Below are 23122 nucleotides of genomic sequence, written 5' to 3' on the forward strand. Positions count from 1 at the left end.
ACTAACAGGAACGCGACTCGATGCCCCAGGTGGATCCCGAGCTGTTCGACCGCGGCCAGTTCCAGGCGGAACTGGCCCTCAAGGCAAGCCCCATCGCCGCTTTCAAGAAGGCCATCCGCATGGCCGGCGAGGTGCTCGACAAGCGTTTCCGTGAAGGCCGCGAGATCCGCCGGCTGATCGAGGACCGCGCCTGGTTCGTCGACAACATCCTGCAACAGGCCTGGCACCAGTTCAGCTGGGGCACGCCAGACGGCATCGCCCTGGTGGCGGTGGGCGGCTACGGCCGTGGCGAGCTGCACCCGTTCTCGGACATCGACCTGTTGATCCTGCTCGACGCCGCCGAGCACGAGCAGTACCGCGACGCCATCGAACGCTTCCTCACGCTGCTGTGGGACATTGGCCTGGAAGTCGGCCAGAGCGTGCGCACCATCGACGAATGCGCCGAACAGGCCCGGGCCGACCTCACGGTCATCACCAACCTGATGGAAAGCCGCACCATTGCCGGCCCCGAGTCGCTGCGTCGGCGCATGCTCGACGCCACCAGCACCGCGCACATGTGGCCGAGCAAGGAGTTCTTCCTGGCCAAGCGTGCCGAACTCAAGGCCCGCCACCACAAGTACAACGACACCGAGTACAACCTCGAGCCCAACGTCAAGGGCGGGCCGGGCGGCCTGCGCGACATCCAGACGGTGCTCTGGGTGGCCCGGCGCCAGTACGGCACCCTGAACCTGCACGCCCTGGCCGGCGAGGACTTCCTGCTGGAAAGCGAGAACGAACTGCTGGCCTCGTCCCAGGCCTTCCTCTGGCGCGTGCGCTATGCCCTGCACATGCTCGCCGGGCGTGCCGAGGACCGTCTGCTGTTCGACCACCAGCGCAGCATCGCCGCGCTGCTGGGCTACACCGACGACAATCCCAAGCGCGCCATCGAACAGTTCATGCAGCAGTACTACCGGGTGGTGATGAGCATCAGCCAGCTGTGCGACCTGATCATCCAGCACTTCGAGGAAGTGATCCTCGCCGATGATGACAGTGGCGCCACCCAGCCACTGAACGCACGCTTCCGCCTGCACGACGGTTATATAGAAGCGGTCAACCCGAATGTTTTCCGGCGCACCCCGTTCGCCATGCTGGAAATCTTCGTGCTGATGGCCCAGCACCCCGAGATCAAGGGGGTGCGCGCCGACACTGTGCGCCTGCTGCGCGAGCACCGCCACCTGATCGACGACAAGTTCCGCAACGATATCCGCAACACCAGCCTGTTCATCGAGCTGTTCAAATGCGAGATCGGCATCCACCGCAACCTGCGACGGATGAACCGCTACGGCATCCTCGGCCGCTACCTGCCGGAGTTCGGCCTGATCGTCGGGCAGATGCAGCACGACCTGTTCCACATCTATACAGTCGATGCGCACACCCTCAACCTGATCAAACACCTGCGCAAGCTGCAGTACACCCCGGTTTCCGAGAAATTCCCGCTGGCCAGCAAGCTCATGGGTCGCCTGCCCAAGCCCGAGCTGATCTACCTGGCCGGCCTCTACCACGACATCGGCAAGGGTCGCCAGGGCGACCATTCCGAGCTGGGCGCAGTGGACGCACAAGCCTTTTGCGCGCGTCACCAGCTGCCGGCCTGGGACAGCCGGCTGATCGTCTGGCTGGTGCAGAACCACCTGGTGATGTCTACCACTGCCCAGCGCAAGGACCTCTCCGACCCGCAGGTGATCAACGACTTCGCCCTGCACGTGGGCGACGAGACGCGCCTGGACTACCTCTACGTGCTGACCGTGGCCGACATCAACGCCACCAACCCCAGCCTGTGGAACTCCTGGCGGGCGAGCCTCTTGCGCCAGCTCTACACCGAGACCAAGCGCGCCCTGCGCCGGGGCCTGGAAAACCCGCTGGACCGCGAGGAGCAGATCCGCCAGACCCAGAGCGCCGCACTCGACATCCTGGTGCGCGAAGGCACCGACCCGGACGACGTCGAGCAACTCTGGTCGCAACTGGGTGACGACTACTTCCTCAAGCACAACGCTGCCGACGTGGCCTGGCACAGCGACGCGATCCTCCAGCAGCCGGCCGACGGCGGGCCGCTGGTGCTGATCAAGGAAACCACCCAGCGCGAGTTCGAGGGCGGCACGCAGATCTTCATCTACGCCCCCGACCAGCACGATTTCTTCGCCGTGACCGTGGCCGCCATGGCCCAGCTCAACCTGAACATCCACGACGCCCGGATCATCACCTCGAGCAGCCAGTTCACCCTCGACACCTATATCGTGCTCGACAACGACGGCGGCTCGATCGGCGACAACCCACAGCGGGTCAGGCAGATCCGCGATGGCCTGACCGAAGCGCTACGCACCCCCGAGGACTACCCGGCGATCATCCAGCGCCGGGTCCCGCGCCAGCTCAAGCACTTCGATTTCCCACCGCAGGTGACCATTCTCAACGATGCCCAGCGCCCGGTGACCATCCTCGAGATCACCGCCCCGGACCGCCCCGGCCTGCTGGCGCGGATCGGGCGGATCTTCCTGGAGTTCGACATCTCGCTGCAGAACGCCAAGATCGCCACTCTCGGCGAGCGCGTGGAGGACGTGTTCTTCATCACCGACGCCGACAACCAGCCGCTGTCCGACCCGCAGCTGTGCAGCCGCCTGCAGGAGGCCATCGTCCAGCAGTTGCAGGCCGGCCAGGCCAGCGATGCCAGCCCCACCCGCATGACCTTTTGACGATAACGAGACCTTGCGCCAATGAACCCAGCACTGACCCAGCTCCAGCCCTACCCGTTCGAGAAACTGCGTGCCCTGCTGGGGAGCGTGAAGCCGGCGGCGGACAAACGCCCGATCGCCCTGTCGATCGGCGAGCCGAAGCACGAATCGCCGGCCTTCGTCGCCAAGGCCATGGCTGACAACCTCGACAAGCTGGCGGTTTACCCCAGCACCCTGGGCCTGCCGGCCCTGCGCCAGGCCATCGGCCAGTGGTGCGAACGGCGCTTCAGCGTGCCGGCCGGCTGGCTGGACGCCGACCGCCATATCCTGCCGGTCAACGGCACCCGCGAGGCGCTGTTCGCCTTCACCCAGGCCGTGGTCGATCGCTCGGCAGATGGCCTGGTGGTCAGCCCCAACCCGTTCTACCAGATCTACGAAGGCGCGGCCCTGCTGGCGGGCGCCACCCCGCACTACCTGCCCTGCCTGGAAGACAATGGCTTCAACCCCGACTTCGACGCCGTGCCGGCCGAAGTCTGGAAACGTTGCCAGATCCTGTTCCTGTGCTCCCCGGGCAACCCCACCGGCGCCCTGGTGCCGATGGACACCCTGAAAAAGCTGATCGCCCTGGCCGACGAGCACGACTTCGTGATCGCCGCCGATGAGTGCTACAGCGAGCTGTACTTCGACGAGGACGCGCCACCACCGGGCCTGCTCAGCGCCTGCGCGCAGCTGGGCCGTCATGACTTCAAGCGCTGCGTGGTGTTCCACAGCCTGTCCAAGCGCTCCAACCTGCCGGGGCTGCGTTCGGGCTTCGTCGCGGGCGACGCCGCGATCATCAAGCCGTTCCTGCTGTACCGCACCTACCATGGTTGCGCCATGCCGGTGCAGACCCAGCTGGCCAGCATCGCCGCCTGGCAGGACGAGGCCCATGTGCGCGACAACCGCGACCAGTACCGCGCCAAGTACGATGCCGTGCTCGACATCCTGCAGCCAGTGCTCGATGTGCAACGCCCGGACGGCAGCTTCTACCTGTGGGCCAAGGTGCCAGGCAGCGACGCCGACTTCACCCGCGACCTGTTCGAGGCCGAGCATGTGACCGTGGTGCCGGGTTCGTACCTCTCCCGCGAAGTGGACGGGGTCAATCCGGGCGCTGGGCGCGTGCGCATGGCGCTGGTCGCGCCGCTGGCCGAGTGCATCGAGGCGGCCGAGCGGATTCGCGCGTTCCTGGGCCGCTGATGGCAGGCGCCCCTCCTCACAGGGGGGGCGCAATCTCAATCGAGGCAAGCATTAAGTACCGTCGGTGCAGAACGCTGGCGACCGATAGTTGGCACCTCCCAACCCCTGAAGGTGCACAACGATGTCCGATGTTCTCGTGGCAAACGCGACCTACCGCCTACGCCAGAAGCTGCAACTGCCCCAAGCGATGAAGCCGCGCAAGAAGCGCTCGGTGGCCGATCATTCCGTGTTCTGGCGCCCAGGCCAGACGCTGAGGATCTCGTTCATCGGTACGCCCTGCCCGTGGCTCAAGAAAGCGATCTTCGACACCGCGTGCCAATGGCTGAAATACGCCAACCTGACATTCGAACTCCTCGACAACAACGTCAACGAAGCCGAGATCCGCATCCAGACCGATGTGCAGGAAGGCGTGAATTTCAGTTTCCTGGGCAACCAGGCCCTGGAAGTGGACGGCGCCACCATGGCATTGGGGGTCAAGCTGTCGGACCCGTTGTTCGAGTCGTACGTATTGCATGAGTTCGGGCACGCATTGGGCATGGAGCACGAGCACCAGCACCCACAAGCCAACATCCCCTGGGACCTGGACGCGTTGCGCCAGTTGCTGGCCGTGCTCCTGGTCGACGAGGCCAACAACCCGGATGACCTCGACGAGCTGATCGAAGAGGACCTCGCCACTCAGTTCCTGCCACTGCCCGACAACGGCGACCTGCTCATCCTGCCCTATGACAGCCAGTCGATCATGCATTACCGCATCAGGCAGAAGCTCACGCACCATGGCTTCAAGCGCAGCCATAACCTGAAAATAAGCAAGAAGGACAAGCGCTTCATGCACCTGGTCTATCCGGCTTCGTGCAAGTAACTAGCGGACCTGCCCGAGATTGGCCTCGCTCAGGTCCAGCTCGCCCAGCACCTGGCGCACCACTTCGTCCCCCACCAAGTGTTGGCGATGCAGCTCGTACAGTTCCAGCCGTTGCGCACGCAGGGCGTGCAGGCGCAAACGACGCTCCAGCTGATCCATCTGCTCGGCCAGCGCCCTGGCCTCGGCGCTGTCGTTGTAGCTGTCCAGCTCATCGCGGTACTCGGCCATCAGCCGCGCCTTGAGCTCGGTGGCCAGAGTCGCCTGGGCGGCATCCTGCGGCGCGTTGGCATCGATCACCTCCTCGGCCTCGAGCGCATGGATCGCCGCCTCTGCCGTGCGTCGCCAGGCCTCCTGCACTTCCTGGTGCAAGCGCTCGTCCGGGCTCTTGGTCACGCCGCGCAGCAGGATCGGCAAGGCAATGCAGGCGCTGACCAGCGACAGCAGTATCACCCCGGCGGCGATGAAGATGAGCAGGTCGCGCTCGGGGAACGCCTTGCCCGCGCCGATCAGCAGCGGCACCGACATCACGCCCGCCAGGGTCACCGCGCCGCGTACGCCGCCCAGGGTCAGCAACCAGCACGAGCGCGCAGTCGGCATCAGCACCAGCGCGGGCTTGCCACGCCAGCGTCTAACCACGCCGATAGCTCGCCAGATGCTCTGCACCCAGATGAACCGCAACAGCACCAGCGTGGCGAAGATTGCCACTACATCCAGGCAGCGCCAGGCCAGGGTCGACCACACGGCAGCCTCGTCGCTCACCACCGCCTTGATGATGTCCGGCAGTTGCAGGCCCAGCAGCAGGAAGATCAGCCCGTTGAAGGCGAACTCCAGCAGCGACCAGACACTGCGGTTGAGCAGGCGGGTGCTGGTCTGCCGGGGCAGCAGGTCCAGCCAGCTCTGCATCATCCCGGCGGCCACCGCCGAGAGAATGCCGGACACGCCGAGGCGCTCAGCGAGCACGTAGGCGGCAAAGGGCAGCAGCAGCATGAACACCACGTGGGTGGCCGGGTCGTCCCAGCCACGGGTGATCATCCACATGCGCAGGCGCCCGACCAGCCAGCTCAACGCCACCCCCACCGCCAGGCCACCAAGGGCGACCAGGACGAAAGTCAGGCTGGCCTCGGTCAACGAGAATACCCCGGTGATCGCCGCCACCAGGGCGAACTTGAAGGTCACCAGGCCCGAGGCGTCGTTCATCAGCGCCTCGCCCTGGAGCATGTGCATCAGCGGTGTCGGCAGACGGTCCTGGGCGATGGCCGACACGGCCACGGCGTCGGTGGGCGACAGTACCGCCGCCAGGGCGAAGGCCACCGCCAGCGGAATGCTCGGCAGCAACCAGTGGATGAAGTAGCCGGCCCCGACCACGGTGAACAGCACCAGCCCCACCGCCAGCGCCACCACCGGTCCGCGGATGCGCCACAGTTCGCGCTTGGGCATGCGCCAGCCGTCGGCGAACAGCAGCGGCGGCAGGAACAGGAACAGGAACAGCTCAGGGTCCAGCGCCACGTGCAGCCCCAGGGTCGGCCAGGCCAGCAAGGCGCCGGCGCCGATCTGCACCAGCGGCAAGGGCAGCGGCAGCACACGCCCGACCAGTTTTGACACGCTCACCAGCATCAGCAGGATAAGGACGGTATAGGCTGACTGCATCGGCAAGCTTCCTGTTTGATCGGAGAAACCACAGCGAGGCGAAACATCGCCATTGAAACAATATGTTAGCGGGGACGCGCTATCGTGGACCGCTGCACGATAGTCGCAGCCTGGCCGTGAATATGTAACACAATGCTACGCGAGAAGCGGTGAAACACATCGGCGTGGCCTTCCAGCCCGCAGCCGTGGCGCCAGCCCCATCGATGCCGCATAATCGGCCCACCCAATCTTCAAGGAGCATCGGGGACGCCCGGCCCGACCAGGCTGCCCCAGGCATTCAATGGCTTACACTCTCTACGGCATCAAAGCCTGCGACACCATGAAAAAGGCCCGCACCTGGCTTGAAGACAAGGCCATCGGCTTCGACTTTCACGACTACAAGACCCAGGGCATCGACCGCGACAGCCTGAACCGCTGGTGCGACGAGCACGGCTGGGAAGTCGTGCTGAACCGCGCCGGGACCACCTTCCGCAAGCTCGATGACGCCAGCAAGGCCGATCTCGACCAGGCCAAGGCCGTCGAATTGATGCTCGCCCAACCGTCGATGATCAAGCGCCCGGTGCTCGACCTCGGCGAGCGCACGCTGGTCGGCTTCAAGCCCGACCTGTACGCCGCGGCGCTGACCTGATCCCGCATTACGCTCCATCCCAATTTCGTACGAGGTAATCGCATGTCTCAATCGCTGTTCAGCCTGGCCTTCGGTGTCGGCACCCAGAACCGCCAGGGCGCCTGGCTGGAAGTCTTCTACGCACAGCCTGTGCTCAAGCCCTGCGCCGAACTGGTCGCGGCCGTTGCACCGGTACTGGGCTATGAAGGGGGCAACCAGGCCATCGCCTTCACCACCGCCCAGGCCGCCCAGCTGGCCGACGCGCTCAAGGGCGTCGATGCCGCCCAGGCCGCGCTGCTGACCCGCCTGGCCGAGAGCCACAAGCCGCTGGTAGCCACCCTGCTGGCCGAAGACGGCGCGCTGACCTCCACCCCCGAGGCCTACCTCAAGCTGCACCTGCTGTCGCACCGCCTGGTCAAGCCGCACGGCGTATCGCTGGCCGGCATCTTCCCGCTGCTGCCGAACGTCGCCTGGACCAACCAGGGCGCGGTCGACCTGGCCGAGCTGGCCGAGCTGCAACTGGAAGCGCGCCTGAAAGGCGAACTGCTGGAAGTGTTCTCGGTGGACAAGTTCCCGAAGATGACCGACTACGTCGTGCCGGCCGGCGTGCGCATCGCCGACACCGCCCGTGTGCGCCTGGGCGCCTACATCGGCGAAGGCACCACCATCATGCACGAAGGCTTCGTCAACTTTAACGCCGGCACCGAAGGCCCGGGCATGATCGAAGGCCGCGTCTCCGCCGGCGTGTTCGTCGGCAAGGGCTCGGACCTGGGCGGCGGCTGCTCGACCATGGGCACCCTGTCCGGTGGCGGCAACATCGTCATCAAGGTCGGCGAAGGCTGCCTGATCGGCGCCAACGCCGGCATCGGCATCCCGCTGGGCGACCGCAACACCGTCGAGGCCGGCCTGTACATCACCGCCGGCACCAAGGTGAACCTGCTGGACGAGAACAACCAGCTGGTCAAGGTGGTCAAGGCCCGCGACCTGGCCGGCCAGACCGACCTGCTGTTCCGTCGCAACTCGCTCAATGGCGCGGTGGAGTGCAAGACCCATAAGTCGGCCATCGAGCTGAACGAGGCGCTGCACGCGCACAACTGAGAACCTGCCCGGGTTTGAAGTGATAAGATCGGGTCTGCTCACAGGCTTTGCTTGTGGGCAGACCCGATTTTTATTCCAGGCCCCGCTAACATGTTCCAGCCCTCTCCCTGGCGCGCCGATTTCCCCGCCATCGCCGCCCTGCAACGGCAGCACCAGACCTACCTGGACAGCGCCGCCACCACCCAGAAGCCCCAGGCCTTGCTGGATGCCCTGAGCCATTACTATGGCCATGGCGCCGCCAACGTGCACCGCGCCCAGCACCTGCCCGGCGCCCTGGCCACCCAGGCCTTCGAGGGTACCCGCGACAAGGTCGCCGCCTGGCTCAATGCCGCCGACTCGCGGCAGATCGTTTTCACCCACGGCGCCACCTCGGCCCTGAACCTTCTGGCCTATGGCCTGGAGCACCGCTTCGAGGCCGGTGACGAAATCGCCGTCAGCGCCCTGGAACACCACGCCAACCTGCTGCCCTGGCAACAACTGGCGCATCGACGTCAACTGCGCCTGGTGATCCTGCCGGTGAACGACCTGGGGCATGTCGACCTGGAACAGGCCCTGCAACTGATCGGCCCGCGCACCCGCTTGCTGGCGATCAGCCAGTTGTCCAATGTGCTGGGAACCTGGCAGCCGCTGGCACCGTTGCTGGCCCATGCCCGAGCCCAAGGCGCGCTGAGCGTGGTCGATGGCGCGCAAGGCGTGGTCCATGGTCGCCACGACGTGCAGCAACTGGACTGCGACTTCTATGTGTTTTCCAGCCACAAGCTCTACGGCCCGGATGGCGTGGGCGTGCTGTACGGCCGCCAGCAGGCGCTGGCACTGCTGCGCCACTGGCAGTACGGCGGCGAGATGGTGCAGTTGGCGGACTACCAGGAGGCCAGCTTCCGCCCGGCACCGCTGGGCTTCGAAGCCGGCACGCCGCCGATCGCGGGTGTCATCGGACTGGGCGCCACCCTGGATTATCTGGCCAGCCTCGATGCCAACGCGGTGGTTGCCCATGAGGCCACCCTGCACCAGCATCTGGTACGCGGTCTGGCTGATCGCGAGGGGGTTCGTCTGCTCGGCGCGCCCCAGGTGGCGCTGGCCAGTTTCGTCATCGATGGGGTGCACAACGCCGATATTGCCCACCTGCTGACCGAACAGGGCATCGCCGTGCGCGCCGGGCATCATTGCGCCATGCCGCTGCTCAGGCACCTGGGCCTGGACGGCGCGATACGCGTGTCGTTGGGGCTCTATTCCGACAGCGACGACCTGCAACGTTTCTTCGAGGCGCTCGACCAGGGCCTGGAGCTGCTGCGATGAGCCTGTCGGCCGAGGCCAGCCAGGCGCTGGAGAGTTTCGAGCAGGCGCGCGGGTGGGAGCAGCGGGCGCGGTTGCTGATGCAGTGGGGGGATCGCCTTGAGCCTTTGACGGATGCGGAGAAGACCGAGGACAACCGCGTGCACGGTTGCGAAAGCCTGGTATGGCTGGTGGCCCAACAGGAAAATGGTCAGTGGCATTTCAAAGCCGCTAGTGATGCACGGCTGTTGCGCGGTTTACTGGCGCTGCTGCTGGTGCGGGTGCAGGGCTTGGCCAGCGATCGATTGGCAGCGCTCGACCTGAGCGCCTGGTTTACCCAGCTGGGGCTGGAGCGGCAGTTGTCGCCGTCGCGTAGCAACGGGCTGCATGCGGTGTTGCTGAAAATGACCGAACTCGCTACCCAGGCCTGAATCACTGCTGGATTCATCGCGGGGCAAGCCCGCTCCCACGCGTACATCCGACTGTTCCGTACTCGTGGGAGCGGGCTTGCCCCGCGATAACCTATTCGGCCTTGCCCCGCTCAGAAGGCCGCCGCGCGCCGGCTACCAGTTTTTCCACGGCCTTGCTCGCCGCGACCATGCCGAAGGTCGCGGTCACCATCATCACCGCACCGAATCCACCGGCGCAGTCCAGGCGCACGCCTTCACCGACAAAGCTCTTCTGCAGGCACACGCTGCCATCCCCCTTGGGGTAGCGCAGTTGTTCGCTGGAGAACACGCATGGCACGCCATAGTTGCGGCTGGTGTTGCGCGAGAAGTTGTAGTCACGCCGCAGGGTCGAGCGCACCCGTGAAGCCAACGGGTCGTTGAAGGTCTTGTTGAGGTCGCCAAGCTGGATCTGGGTCGGGTCGATCTGCCCGCCGGCACCACCGGTGGTGACGATGGCGATCTTGCGACGGCGACACCAGGCGATCAGCGCCGCCTTGGCCATCACGCTGTCGATGCAGTCGATCACGCAGTCCATCTGCTCGGTGATGTACTCGGCCATGGTCTCGCGGGTGACGAAATCGGCCACCGCATGCACCGTGCAGGCTGGGTTGATCGCCCGCAGGCGCTCGGCCATCACCTCGACCTTGGCTCGGCCGACCTGGCCTTCGAGGGCATGGGCCTGACGGTTGGTGTTGCTCACGCAGACATCGTCCAGGTCGAACAGGCTGATCTCGCCCACGCCGCTGCGGGCCAGGGCCTCGGCCGCCCACGAGCCAACCCCGCCAATGCCGACGATGGCCACATGGGCCTGACTCAGGCGCTGCAAGCCGTCGTCGCCGTAGAGCCGGGCGACGCCGGCGAAGCGTGGATCTTCTGTGCTCATGCTGATACCCCGAAAAAACCGGCGCGCATTATAGGCCAAGCCATGGGCTCGCGGGCATAGCGCACGGCCCGATCACGCCACCTGGGCGTGCCAGAGCGGCCACGGATTGGAAAAAATCCTGCCATGCCTGCTTTAATGTCCTATCAAGCAACTATATCTGGACGACAGCCAGGCGGACTGAGAACTACATCCTCTGTCGACAATCCAACGGATTACCTTCCCCGGAATCCGTAGGACCCACGCCCCAGCGGCGACGCCTCGCTCCCCTCTTCGGAACCTCGAACACCTATGTCATCACGTAAATTCGGTCTCAACCTGGTGGTGGTCCTGGCCATCGCCGCGCTGTTCACCGGGTTCTGGGCCTTGATCAACCGCCCGGTATCCGCCCCCGCCTGGCCGGAACAGATTTCCGGTTTCTCCTACTCGCCGTTCCGTCTCGGCCAGAGCCCACAGAAGGGCCAATACCCCAGCGAGGACGAGATCCGCCAGGACCTCGAGCAACTGAACAAGCTGACCGACAACATCCGTATCTACACCGTCGAGGGTACCCAGGCCGAGGTGCCGCGCCTGGCCGAAGAGCTTGGCCTGCGTGTCACCCTGGGGATCTGGATCAGCAACGATCAGGAACGCAATGAGCGGGAGATCGAAAAGGCCATCGGCCTGGCCAACACCTCGCGCAGCGTGGTGCGGGTAGTGGTCGGCAACGAAGCATTGTTCCGCGAGGAAGTCACCGCCGAGCAACTGATCGGATACCTGGACCGGGTCCGCGCCGCGGTCAAGGTGCCGGTGACCACCAGTGAGCAGTGGCACATCTGGAAGGAGCACCCGGAACTGGCGAAACACGTCGACCTGGTCGCCGCGCACATCCTGCCCTACTGGGAGTTCGTGCCCATGAAGGACTCGGTGCAGTTCGTCCTCGACCGTGCCCGCGAGCTGCGCAAGCAGTTCCCGCGCAAGCCGCTGCTGTTGTCCGAGGTCGGCTGGCCAAGCAACGGCCGCATGCGCGGCGGCGCCGACGCCACCCAGGCCGACCAGGCCATCTACCTGCGCACCCTGGTCAACACCCTCAACCGCCGCGGCTACAACTATTTCGTCATCGAAGCCTACGATCAGCCGTGGAAGGCCAGCGACGAAGGCTCGGTGGGCGCCTACTGGGGCGTGTACAACGCCGAGCGCCAGCAGAAATTCAACTTCGAGGGCCCGATCGTGGCGATCCCGCAATGGCGCGCCCTGGCCGTGGCCTCGGTGGTGCTGGCGATGATCGCCCTGGCCATCCTGTTGATCGACGGCTCGGCCCTGCGCCAGCGCGGGCGCACCTTCCTCACCTTCATCACCTTCCTGTGCGGGTCGGTGCTGGTGTGGATCGCCTATGACTACAGCCAGCAGTACAGCACCTGGTTCAGCCTCACCGTGGGCGTGCTGCTGGCGCTGGGCGCCCTCGGGGTGTTCATCGTGCTGCTGACCGAGGCCCATGAACTGGCCGAGGCGGTGTGGATTCACAAGCGACGGCGGGAGTTCCTGCCCGTGCAGGGCGACAGCGCCTACCGGCCCAAGGTCTCGGTGCACGTGCCGTGCTACAACGAACCGCCGGAGATGGTGAAGCAGACCCTCGACGCCCTCGCCGCGCTGGACTACCCGGACTACGAAGTGCTGGTGATCGATAACAACACCAAGGACCCGGCCGTGTGGGAGCCGCTCAAGGCCCACTGCGAAAAGCTCGGCGAGCGCTTCAGGTTCTTCCACGTCGCGCCGCTGGCCGGTTTCAAGGGTGGCGCGCTGAACTACCTGATCCCGCACACGGCCAAGGACGCCGAGGTGATCGCGGTGATCGACTCGGACTACTGTGTCGATCGCAACTGGCTCAAGCACATGGTGCCGCACTTTGCCGACCCGAAGATCGCCGTGGTGCAATCGCCCCAGGACTACCGCGACCAGCACGAGAGCGCTTTCAAGAAGCTGTGCTACAGCGAATACAAGGGCTTCTTCCATATCGGCATGGTCACCCGCAACGACCGTGACGCGATCATCCAGCACGGCACCATGACCATGACCAGGCGCAGCGTGCTCGAGGAGCTGGGCTGGGCCGAGTGGTGCATCTGCGAGGATGCCGAGCTTGGCCTGCGCGTGTTCGAGAAGGGTCTGTCGGCAGCCTATGCCCATAACAGCTACGGCAAGGGCCTGATGCCCGACACCTTCATCGACTTCAAGAAACAGCGTTTCCGCTGGGCCTATGGCGCCATCCAGATTATCAAGCACCACGCCGGCGCCCTGCTGCGCGGCAAGGGCAGCGAGCTGACCCGCGGCCAGCGCTACCACTTCCTGGCCGGCTGGCTGCCATGGATCGCCGACGGCATGAACATCTTCTTCACCGTCGGCGCGCTGCTGTGGTCGGCGGCGATGATCATCGTGCCGCACCGGGTCGACCCGCCGCTGATGATGTTCGCCATTCCGCCGCTGGCGCTGTTCTTCTTCAAGGTCGGCAAGATCGTCTTCCTCTACCGCCGCGCGGTGGGGGTCAACATGAAAGATGCCTTCGCTGCAGCGCTGGCGGGGCTGGCGCTGTCGCACACCATTGCCAAGGCGGTGCTGTACGGTTTCTTCACCAGCAGCATGCCGTTTTTCCGCACACCGAAGAATGCCGACAGCCACGGTGTGCTGGTGGCGATCTCCGAAGCCCGCGAAGAGCTGTTCATCATGTTGCTGCTGTGGGGCGCGGCGCTGGGGATCTACCTGGTGCAGGGGCTGCCGAGTTCGGACATGCGCTTCTGGGTGGCGATGTTGCTGGTGCAGTCGTTGCCGTACCTGGCGGCGCTGGTGATGGCGTTGCTGTCGTCGTTGCCCAAGCCCGCCGAGAAGGTTGCAGAGCCACAACAGGCTTGAGATCGCCGGGGGCGCGTTGCGCCCCTTTCGCGGCACAAGGCCGCTCCTACACAGGCAGCGCGGTCTTTGTAGGAGCGGCCTTGTGCCGCGAAAGGGCCGTAACGCGGCCCCATTCCACCATGGTTTGATATAAGATAACGCCCCTCAGTTTCCCCGCCTTGCCTTGCCCCGGAGTCCTTCAATGACGGCCCCAGCCGAGCTCTCGCCTACCCTGCAACTGGCCTGCGACCTGATCCGTCGCCCCTCGGTCACCCCGGTCGATGCCGATTGCCAGACCCAGATGATGAACCGCCTGGGCGCCGTCGGCTTCCAGCTCGAGCCGATGCGCATCGAGGACGTCGACAACTTCTGGGCCAGCCATGGCACCCAGGACGGCCCGGTGCTGTGCTTCGCCGGCCACACCGACGTGGTCCCCACCGGCCCGGTGCAACAGTGGCAGCATGAACCGTTCGAGGCGCTGATCGATGCCGACGGCATGCTCTGCGGCCGTGGCGCCGCCGACATGAAGGGCAGCCTGGCATCCATGGTGGTAGCCAGCGAGCGCTTCGTGCACGATTACCCGAACCACCGCGGCAAGGTCGCCTTCCTGATCACCAGCGACGAGGAAGGCCCGGCCCACCATGGCACCAAGGCCGTGGTCGAGCGCCTCAAGGCACGCAACGAACGCCTGGACTGGTGCATCGTCGGCGAACCGTCCAGCACCACCCTGCTCGGTGACGTGGTCAAGAACGGCCGTCGCGGCTCACTTGGCGCCAAGCTGACCGTGCGCGGCAAGCAGGGCCACGTGGCCTACCCACACCTGGCGCGCAACCCGATCCACCTGGCCGCGCCGGCCCTGGCGGAACTTGCCGCCGAGCACTGGGACGAAGGCAACGCGTTCTTCCCACCGACCAGCTTCCAGATCTCCAACCTCAACTCCGGTACCGGCGCCACCAACGTGGTCCCGGGCGAGCTGACCGCGCTGTTCAACTTCCGCTTCTCCACCGAATCGACGGTCGAAGGCCTGCAGCAGCGCGTCGCGGCAATCCTCGACAAGCATCAGCTGGAATGGAACATCGACTGGGCGCTGTCGGGCCTGCCGTTCCTCACCGAGCCGGGCGACCTGCTCGATGCGGTGTCGTCGAGCATCAAGGCGGTCACCGGTCGCGAAACCCGCCCATCGACCAGCGGCGGTACCTCCGACGGCCGCTTCATCGCCACCATGGGCACCCAGGTGGTCGAGCTCGGCCCGGTCAACGCCACCATCCACCAGGTGGACGAACGCATCCTGGCCAGCGACCTCGACCTGCTGACCGAGATCTACTACCAGACCCTGGTACGGTTGCTCGCCTGATGCTCGCCTGCCCTCTCTGCCAGGCGCCGCTGGCGCAACTCGACAATGGCGTGGCCTGCCCCGCCGGCCACCGTTTCGACCGCGCCCGCCAGGGCTACCTGAACCTGCTGCCGGTGCAGCACAAGAACAGCCGCGATCCGGGCGACAACCAGGCCATGGTCGAAGCCCGCCGCGATTTCCTCGACGCCGGCCACTACGCCCCGGTAGCGCACCGCTTGGCACAACTGGCTGCCGAGCGCCAGCCACAGGCCTGGCTGGACATCGGCTGCGGCGAAGGCTACTACACCGCGCAGATCGCCCAGGCCCTGCCGGCCGCCGACGGCTACGCCCTGGATATCTCCCGCGAGGCGGTCAAGCGCGCCTGCCGCCGCGCCCCCGAGGTGACCTGGATGGTCGCCAGCATGGCCCGCGTGCCCATGGCCGATGCCAGTTGCGGCTTCATCGCCAGCGTGTTCAGCCCGCTCGACTGGCAGGAGGCCAGGCGCCTGCTCGCCCCCGGCGGCGGCCTGATGCGGGTCGGACCGACCAGCGGCCACCTGATGGAAATGCGCGAGGTGCTCTACGATGAAGTGCGCCCGTACGCCGACGACAAGCACCTGGCCCTGGTCCCCGAGGGCATGGCCCACGCCCACGGCGAGATCCTCGAGTTCCGCCTGAGCCTGGCCGACGCCAAGGCCCGCGCCGACCTGCTGGCCATGACCCCGCACGGCTGGCGTGCCAGCGCCGAGAAGCGCGCACGGGTGATCGACCAGCCCGAACCCTTTGAGGTCACCGTTTCCATGCGTTATGACTATTTCGTGCGCCAAGACTGAGCACACTGGAGCCCCCCATGCGTCAACCCGATATCGAGATCTACCTCAAGGACGACGACGTCGATCACAAGCAGATCGCCGACTGGCTCGCCCTGGCCCTGGGCCCGTGCAGCGAATGGAAGCAGAAAGGCCAGACCTTCAAGTGCATGGCCGGTAACATTCCGGTCACCTGGTTACCGAAAGCTGTGGGGAAATGGAACAGCCTGTACCTGGAAAGCGACCAGACCCCGTGGGCCGACGACATCGCCTGCGCCCGTGCGGCATTCGCCGCGCTCAACGTCGAAGTGCGCTGTGCGCCTGGCAGCTGGGCGGAGGAAGACGGGGAAGAAGATGCCGATCGCTGGATCCGCATCAGCGCCGACGGTGAACAGGAAATCACCTGGCGCACGAACTGAAGGCGTTCGCATCAGGCTGCAAGTTCCACGGTCAACTTGCAGCTTGAGCGTACAGCCGCGAGGCTCAGAGCCCTACCACGTCCTCGGCCTGCAGGCCTTTCTGGCCTTGCACGAGGGCGTACTCGACCTGCTGCCCTTCGACCAGGGTGCGATGCCCCTCACCGCGGATAGCCCGATAGTGGACGAACACGTCCGCACCACCTTCGCGCTGAATGAAGCCATAACCCTTGGCATCGTTGAACCACTTCACATTCCCAGTCTCACGAGACGACATCTGAACTACTCCGGATTTTTATTTTGAAGATCGCCTTGCTGGCGCGGGTTCACCGTCCGCGCCGACGCAGCTTGCACGAATATCCTGCAAGCGGCAGGCCGAGTATATGACAGGGAACAAAAAAAATTCATGACAGGGTCATTTTTGGCCGAATTTTGCTGAACTTACGCAGATACGGCAGACTAACGGGCAGTAAAACACGAAAACTTTCACCCAGGGCCCCACCCCATGACCCGTTCCCCCCTGCGCCGCCTCATCTTCGGCGCCCTGCGTCGCGTTCTCTACCTGTGGGTGCGCTCCGAAACCATCAACCAGTCCTCGCTGACGCTCAAGCTCGACCGCAGCCGACCGGTGTTCTACGCCCTCTCCTCGCCGTCGCTCACCGATCTGGCCGTGATCGACCACGAGTGCACCAAGGCGGGGCTGCCACGTCCGGTGCTGCCGGTGGCCGTCGGCCCGCTGCAGGAGCCCGCGGCGTTCTTCTACCTGACCCCCGAGCCTGACTGGCTCGGCCGCCAGGACAAACGCGGCGCGCCACCGACGCTCGAGCGCCTGGTCGCGGCGATCAGCCAGCACGCCGAGGAAGACGCGCAGATCATTCCGGTCAGCGTTTTCTGGGGCCAGACCCCCGCCAGCGAGTCGAGCCCGTGGAAGCTGCTGTTCGCCGACAGCTGGGCCGTCACCGGCCGCCTGCGCCGCCTGCTCAGCGTGCTGATCCTGGGGCGCAAGACCCGCGTGCAGTTCTCCGCGCCGATCCACCTGCGCGAGCTGGTGCAGCACAACAAGGGGCATGAGCGCACCGTGCGCATGGCCCAGCGCATGATGCGCGTGCATTTCCGCAACCTGAAGACCGCGGTGATCGGCCCCGACATCTCGCACCGACGCAACCTGGTCAAGGGCCTGGTGCACGACCCGCTGGTGCGCCAGGCCATCAGCGACGAGGCCGATCGCGAGAAGATCCCCTACGCCAAGGCCGAGGCCAAGGCGCTGCACTATGGCAACGAGATCGCCTCGGACTACACCTACACCGCCATCCGCTTCCTCGAAGTGGTGCTCAGCTGGTTCTGGAACAAGATCTACGACGGCATCAAGGTCAACCACATCGAGCAGGTGCAGGGCATCGCCCCCGGCCACGAGGTGATCTACGTACCCTGCCACCGCAGCCACATCGACTACCTGTTGCTGTCCTACCTGCTGTTCCGCAACGGCCTGACGCCGCCACACATCGCCGCCGGCATCAACCTCAACATGCCGGTGATCGGCGGCCTGCTGCGCCGCGGCGGCGCCTTCTTCATGCGCCGCACGTTCAAGGGCAACCCGCTGTACACCGCCGTGTTCAACGAGTACCTGCACACCCTGTTCACCAAGGGCTTCCCGGTCGAGTACTTCGTCGAGGGCGGCCGCTCGCGCACTGGGCGCATGCTGCAGCCGCGCACCGGCATGCTGGCGATCACCCTGCGCAGCTTCCTGCGCTCCTCGCGCACGCCGATCGTCTTCGTCCCGGTGTACATCGGCTACGAGCGGGTGCTCGAAGGCCGCACCTACCTGGGCGAACTGCGCGGCGCCAGCAAGAAGAAAGAATCGATCTTCGACATCTTCAAGGTCATCGGCGCGCTCAAGCAGCGCTTCGGCCAGGTCTACGTCAACTTCGGCGAGCCGATCCGCCTCAACAGCTTCCTCGACGAACAGCAGCCCGGCTGGCGCGATCAGCCGCTCGGCCCGCAGTTCCGCCCGGACTGGCTCAACGACACGACCACCCGTCTGGGCGAGACGGTCGCCCGTCACCTGAACGAAGCCGCGGCGATCAACCCGGTCAACCTGGTGGCCCTGGCTCTGCTGTCGACCAGCCGCCTGGCCCTGGACGAACGCGCCCTGACCCGCGTACTCGACCTGTACCTGGCCTTGCTGCGCCAGGTGCCCTACTCGCCGCATACCACGCTGCCCGATGGCGACGGCAAGGCGCTGATCGACCACGTGCTGGGCATGGACCTGCTGGCCGAGCAGAAGGACGCGCTGGGGCGCATCCTCTACCTGGACGAAGCCAATGCGGTGCTGATGACCTATTACCGCAACAACGTACTGCACATCTTCGCCCTGCCGGGGCTGCTGGCGAGCTTCTTCCTCAGCAGCTCGCGCATGAGCCGCGAATTGCTGGGCCAGTACGTGCGGGCGCTGTATCCGTACCTGCAGGCCGAGCTGTTCCTGCGCTGGACGCCCGAGCAACTGGACGAGGTGATCGACCAGTGGCTGACGGCGCTGGTCGAGCAGGGGCTGCTGCGCAGGGAGCAGGACATCTACATGCGTCCAGCTCCCAGCTCGCGGCAGTTCGTCCTGCTGACCCTGCTGGCACGCACCATCACCCAGACCCTGCAGCGCTTCTACATGGCCACCTCGTTGCTGCTCAACAGCGGCCAGCACACACTGAGCGCCGAAGAGCTGGAGGAGCTGTGCGTGATGATGGCCCAGCGCCTGTCGATCCTGCATGGCCTGAACGCCCCGGAGTTCTTCGACAAGACCTTGTTCCGCCACTTCATCCAGACCCTGGTGCGCGAAGGCGTGCTGCAGCCGGACGACAACGGCAAGCTGGGTTACCACGACAAGCTTGCCGAGCTGGCCGAGGGCGTGGCCAAGCGGGTACTGTCGGCAGAGCTGCGTCTGTCGATTCGCCAGGTAGCCTTGCACCGCGATGAAACACCGGAACCTGTGGCGGTTGAGTGAACTGGCCCGATCCCGGTCTACCCGATACGCTGAACCTGCACCATTCTGCCCATAAGGAAATCCCCATGATCCGCTCCTCCCTGCGCTTCACCACCCTGTGCGCCGGCCTGCTGCTGTCGGCCAACGCCCTGGCCCTGTCGCTCGGCGACCTGTCCCAGAGCGACGCCTCCGGCGGCCTGAAGGACGCCCTCACCCAAGGCGCGCAGATCGCCGTCAAGCAACTGAGCACCCCCGGCGGTTTCAGCAACAACCCCGACGTGCGCATCGAGCTGCCGGGCAACCTCGGCAAGGCCGCCAAGGCCATGAAGATGTTCGGCAAGGGTGAACAGGTCGAAGCCCTGGAATCCAGCATGAACAAGGCCGCCGAGGCTGCGGTGCCACAAGCCCAGGCGATCCTGGTGGACGCGGTGAAGAAGATGACCGTGACCGATGCCAAGGGCATCCTCAGCGGCGGCCAGGATTCGGCCACCCAGTACCTGAACAAGAGCAGCCGCGAGCAGATCCGCGCCAAGTTCCTGCCGATCGTCAAGCAGGCCACCGACAAGGTCGGCCTGGCCCAGCAGTACAACAACTTCGCCGGGCAAGCCGCAGGCCTGGGCGTGGTCGACGCCAAGAGCGCCAACATCGAGAGCTACGTGACCGAGAAAGCCCTGGACGGGCTGTTCGAGATGATCGCCAAGCAGGAAGAAAGCATTCGCCAGAACCCGGCCGGTGCCGCGACCAGCCTGGCCAAGAAGGTGTTCGGCGCTCTTTGAGGGCCATGGGGGCTGCCTTGCAGCCCTTTCCGGCCGGTCCGACGCCTCGGCGAGGCCGCTCCTACAGTGGATTGCGTATCCCTGTAGGAGCGGCCTTGTGCCGCGAACGGAGGGCACAGCCCTCCCCTGCGGTTTTCAGTCCTTCCTGACCCTGAACCACGCCGCATACAACGCCGGCAGGAACAGCAGGGTCAACACCGTGGCGACGATCAAGCCACCCATGATCGCCACCGCCATCGGCCCGTAGAACACGCTCCTCGACAGCGGAATCATCGCCAGCACCGCCGCCAATGCGGTCAGCACGATCGGCCGGAAGCGCCGCACCGTGGCCTCGATGATCGCCTGCCAACGCGCCATCCCCGCAGCGATATCCTGTTCGATCTGGTCCACCAGGATCACCGAGTTACGCATGATCATCCCCGCCAGGGCGATGGTCCCGAGCATGGCGACGAAACCGAACGGCTGGCGGAACACCAGCAGGAACAGGGTCACGCCGATCAGCCCGAGGGGCGCGGTGAGGAACACCATGAACATCCGCGAGAAACTGCGCAGCTGGATCATCAGCAGGCTCAGCACCACCACGATGAACAGCGGCATGCCGGCGTTCACCGAGCGCTGGCCACGCTCGGAGTCTTCCACCGTGCCGCCCACTTCAAGCAGGTAGCCATCGGGCAGCTCACTCTTGATCTGGGCCAGGGTCGGCTGGATCTGCTTGACCAGGGTCGCCGGCTGCTCCTTGTCGTAGATGTCGGCGCGCACGGTGACGGTGGGCAGGCGGTTGCGGTGCCAGATGATGCCTTCCTCGAAGCCATACTCCAGGGTCGCCACCTGCGACAGGGCCACACTCTGGCCGTTGTCGGTGGGCACCGCCAGGCTGCCGAGGTTACCCAGTTCACGCCGCTCCTCCGGGGTGCCGCGCAAAAGGATCTCGATCAGTTCGTTGTCCTCGCGGTACTGGCTGACGCTGCTGCCGGTCAGCGAGCTCTGCAGGAAGCTCGACAGGTGCGCAGTGCTCACCCCCAGCGCCCGGGCACGGTCCTGGTCGATGTCCAGATACACCGCCTTGCTCGGCTCCTCCCAGTCCAGGTGCACGTTGACCACATGCGGGTTCTCGCGCACCTTGCCCGCCACCTCGCGGGCCAGGGCGCGGACCTTCTCGATGTGCTCGCCGGTGACGCGGAATTGCACCGGATAGCCCACGGGCGGGCCGTTCTCCAGGCGCGTGACCCGTGAGCGCAGGTCGGGGAACTGCTGGTCGAGGGTGCCGATCAGCCAGCTGCGCAGCCGCTCACGGTCCTCCAGCGACTTGGCCAGCACCACGAACTGGGCAAAGCTCGCCGCCGGCAGTTGCTGGTCCAGCGGCAGGTAGAAGCGCGGCGAGCCGGTGCCGACGTAGGCGACGTAGTTGGCGATGCCATCCTGCTGCTTGAGCAGCGCCTCCAGCTGCTTGACCCGTTCGGAGGTGTTGTTCAGCGAGGCACCTTCGGCCAGTTTCAGGTCGACCATCAGCTCCGGCCGGCCGGAGGCTGGGAAGAACTGCTGCGGCACGAAGCGGAACAGCAGGATGCTGCCGACGAACGCGGCGATGGTCAGGACGATCACCGTCTTGCGCCGCCGCACGCACCACTCCACCACCCGCCTGACGCGCTGGTAGAACGGCGTGGCGTACGGATCGGGGGCATGCCCGTCGGCGCCATGGCGGGCCGCGTGAAGCTTGGCCAGGTCCGGCAGCAGGCGCTCACCCAGGTAGGGCACGAACACCACCGCGGCGACCCATGAGGTCAGCAGGGCGATGGTCACCACCTGGAAGATCGAACGGGTGTACTCCCCCGTGCCGGAAGCCGCCGTGGCGATCGGCAGGAAACCGGCGGCGGTGATCAGGGTACCTGTGAGCATCGGGAATGCCGTGCTGGTCCAGGCGTAGCTCGCTGCCTTGAGCCGGTCGTAGCCCTGCTCCATCTTGATCGCCATCATCTCCACCGCGATGATCGCGTCGTCCACCAGCAGGCCCAGGGCCAGCACCAGCGCCCCCAGGGAAATCTTGTGCAGGCCGATGCCGAAGTAGTACATGGCGGCAAAGGTCATGGCCAGCACCAGCGGGATCGCCAGCGCCACCACCAGTCCGGTGCGCAGGCCCAGGGAGAAGAAGCTCACCAACAGGACGATCGCCAGGGCCTCGATCAGCACCTGCACGAACTCGCCGACCCCGGCCTTTACCGCCGCCGGCTGGTCGGACACCTTGCGCAGCTCCATGCCCGCCGGCAGGTTTTGCGCCAGGCGGGCGAATTCGCCTTCCAGGGCCTTGCCAAGCACCAGGATGTCACCGCCGTCCTTCATCGACACCGCCAGGCCGATGGCATCCTCGCCCATGAAGCGCATGCGCGGCGCGGGCGGGTCATTGAAACCGCGCTGCACCTCGGCGACGTCGCCGATACGGAAGGTGCGGTCACCTACGCGGATGGGGAACTGGCGAATCTGCTCGACGCTGTCGAAGCGCCCGCTGACCCGCAGTTGCAGGCGCTCGCTGGGCGTCTCGAAGAAGCCTGCGGTACTCAACGCGTTCTGCTCGCGCAGCGCCTGCTGCACGGCGGCCAGCGGTATGCCCAGGGTGGCCAGTTTGACGTTGGACAGCTCGATCCAGACCTTCTCGTCCTGCAGGCCGATCAGCTCGACCTTGCCCACGTCCTTGACCCGTTGCAACTGGATCTGGATACGGTCGGCGTAGTCCTTGAGCACCGCATAGTCGAAGCCGGCGCCGGTCAGGGCATAGATGTTGCCGAAGGTGGTGCCGAACTCGTCGTTGAAGAACGGCCCCTGCGCCTCGGGCGGCAGGGTGTGCTTGATGTCCGCGACCTTCTTGCGGATCTGGTACCACAGCTCGGGGATGTCCTTGGAATGCATCGCGTCGCGGGCCATGAAGGTGACCTGGGACTCACCGGGCCGCGAGAACGAGACGATCCGCTCGTACTCGCCGGTCTCCATCAGCTTCTTTTCGATGCGCTCGGTGACCTGGCGCGACACTTCCTCGGCGGTCGCCCCGGGCCACAGGGTGCGGATGACCATGGCCTTGAAGGTAAAGGGTGGATCCTCGCTCTGCCCCAGCTTGGTGTAGGACATGGCGCCGATCGCCGCCAGCAGGATCATCAGGAACAACACGATCTGGCGATTGCGCAGCGCCCAGGCGGAAAGGTTGAAACCCATC

Annotated in this window: 17 protein-coding genes; 13 read left to right on the forward strand and 4 right to left on the reverse strand. The window is 65.6% G+C overall.

Translation table 11 applies throughout. The features are described from left to right. Positions 1-20: 20 nt before the first annotated feature. The 3 genes from NMG10_RS05485 to NMG10_RS05495 all read left to right on the forward strand — a co-directional run bounded on the left by NMG10_RS05485 (position 21) and on the right by NMG10_RS05495 (position 4797). A complete protein-coding gene (locus NMG10_RS05485) occupies positions 21-2723 on the forward strand; it encodes a [protein-PII] uridylyltransferase (RefSeq protein WP_203651122.1) in 2703 nt (900 codons plus the stop codon). A 21-nt stretch (positions 2724-2744) separates the two neighbouring features. Beyond that, positions 2745-3938 (forward strand): succinyldiaminopimelate transaminase, encoded by a 1194-nt coding sequence (gene dapC, locus NMG10_RS05490; protein ID WP_203651114.1) that lies wholly within the window; start codon positions 2745-2747, stop codon positions 3936-3938. A gap of 121 nt (positions 3939-4059) precedes the next feature. Further along, positions 4060-4797: a hypothetical protein gene (locus NMG10_RS05495; protein WP_254463926.1), complete on the forward strand. Its 738-nt coding sequence runs from the start codon at positions 4060-4062 to the stop codon at positions 4795-4797. On the opposite strand, the gene NMG10_RS05500 is transcribed toward NMG10_RS05495, so the two are convergent. Further along, positions 4798-6444 (reverse strand): Na+/H+ antiporter, encoded by a 1647-nt coding sequence (locus NMG10_RS05500; protein WP_254463927.1) that lies wholly within the window; start codon positions 6442-6444, stop codon positions 4798-4800. Between the two features lie 280 nt (positions 6445-6724). On the opposite strand from NMG10_RS05500, the gene NMG10_RS05505 reads away from it, so the two are divergent. From NMG10_RS05505 to NMG10_RS05520, 4 genes are all read left to right on the forward strand, one after another. Next, on the forward strand, positions 6725-7072 hold the full coding sequence (locus NMG10_RS05505; RefSeq protein WP_203651108.1) for an ArsC family reductase: 348 nt from the start codon (positions 6725-6727) through the stop codon (positions 7070-7072). A gap of 42 nt (positions 7073-7114) precedes the next feature. After that, entirely contained in the window at positions 7115-8149 is a 1035-nt protein-coding gene (gene dapD, locus NMG10_RS05510; protein ID WP_203651106.1) for a 2,3,4,5-tetrahydropyridine-2,6-dicarboxylate N-succinyltransferase, read from the forward strand. Between the two features lie 90 nt (positions 8150-8239). Next, entirely contained in the window at positions 8240-9445 is a 1206-nt protein-coding gene (locus NMG10_RS05515) for a cysteine desulfurase (RefSeq protein WP_254463928.1), read from the forward strand. Beyond that, the gene (locus tag NMG10_RS05520; protein ID WP_254463929.1) at positions 9442-9852 is read left to right on the forward strand and encodes a SufE family protein; all 411 of its coding nucleotides are present in this window, start codon (positions 9442-9444) and stop codon (positions 9850-9852) included. Before NMG10_RS05515 ends, NMG10_RS05520 begins: the two co-directional genes overlap by 4 nt. Before the next feature lie 91 nt (positions 9853-9943). Here the strand turns inward: NMG10_RS05520 and tcdA are convergent, their stop codons facing one another. Next, entirely contained in the window at positions 9944-10753 is an 810-nt protein-coding gene (gene tcdA / locus NMG10_RS05525; RefSeq protein ID WP_254463930.1) for a tRNA cyclic N6-threonylcarbamoyladenosine(37) synthase TcdA, read from the reverse strand. A 288-nt stretch (positions 10754-11041) separates the two neighbouring features. Between tcdA and NMG10_RS05530 the strand changes: the two genes are divergently transcribed. From NMG10_RS05530 to NMG10_RS05545, 4 genes are all read left to right on the forward strand, one after another. Beyond that, complete coding sequence (locus tag NMG10_RS05530) at positions 11042-13633, forward strand: glycosyltransferase (RefSeq protein WP_203651100.1); 2592 nt, start codon at positions 11042-11044, stop codon at positions 13631-13633. Positions 13634-13814: 181 nt separating this feature from the next. Continuing rightward, positions 13815-14966 (forward strand): succinyl-diaminopimelate desuccinylase, encoded by a 1152-nt coding sequence (gene dapE / locus NMG10_RS05535; RefSeq protein ID WP_232856790.1) that lies wholly within the window; start codon positions 13815-13817, stop codon positions 14964-14966. Further along, positions 14966-15778, forward strand: a complete 813-nt coding sequence (locus tag NMG10_RS05540; RefSeq protein ID WP_232856789.1) for a putative RNA methyltransferase — start codon at positions 14966-14968, stop codon at positions 15776-15778. The genes dapE and NMG10_RS05540 overlap by 1 nt, the downstream gene beginning before the upstream one ends. A 17-nt stretch (positions 15779-15795) precedes the next feature. Beyond that, entirely contained in the window at positions 15796-16173 is a 378-nt protein-coding gene (locus tag NMG10_RS05545; RefSeq protein ID WP_203651087.1) for a hypothetical protein, read from the forward strand. A gap of 64 nt (positions 16174-16237) precedes the next feature. Here NMG10_RS05545 and NMG10_RS05550 read toward each other — a convergent pair whose 3' ends face one another. After that, on the reverse strand, positions 16238-16447 hold the full coding sequence (locus NMG10_RS05550; RefSeq protein ID WP_011535295.1) for a cold-shock protein: 210 nt from the start codon (positions 16445-16447) through the stop codon (positions 16238-16240). A 228-nt stretch (positions 16448-16675) separates the two neighbouring features. Between NMG10_RS05550 and plsB the strand changes: the two genes are divergently transcribed. Further along, entirely contained in the window at positions 16676-19165 is a 2490-nt protein-coding gene (gene plsB / locus NMG10_RS05555; RefSeq protein WP_203651085.1) for a glycerol-3-phosphate 1-O-acyltransferase PlsB, read from the forward strand. A gap of 65 nt (positions 19166-19230) precedes the next feature. Further along, the gene (locus tag NMG10_RS05560) at positions 19231-19920 is read left to right on the forward strand and encodes a DUF4197 domain-containing protein (RefSeq protein WP_203651077.1); all 690 of its coding nucleotides are present in this window, start codon (positions 19231-19233) and stop codon (positions 19918-19920) included. Between the two features lie 135 nt (positions 19921-20055). Here NMG10_RS05560 and NMG10_RS05565 read toward each other — a convergent pair whose 3' ends face one another. Then, positions 20056-23121, reverse strand: coding sequence for an efflux RND transporter permease subunit (locus NMG10_RS05565; RefSeq protein WP_254463931.1), 3066 nt, complete (start codon positions 23119-23121; stop codon positions 20056-20058). Between the last annotated feature and the right edge of the window lies 1 nt (position 23122).

Origin of the sequence: Pseudomonas sp. DVZ6 (genome assembly GCF_024259445.1) — a bacterium.
GTDB classification, from domain to species: domain Bacteria; phylum Pseudomonadota; class Gammaproteobacteria; order Pseudomonadales; family Pseudomonadaceae; genus Aquipseudomonas; species Aquipseudomonas peradeniyensis.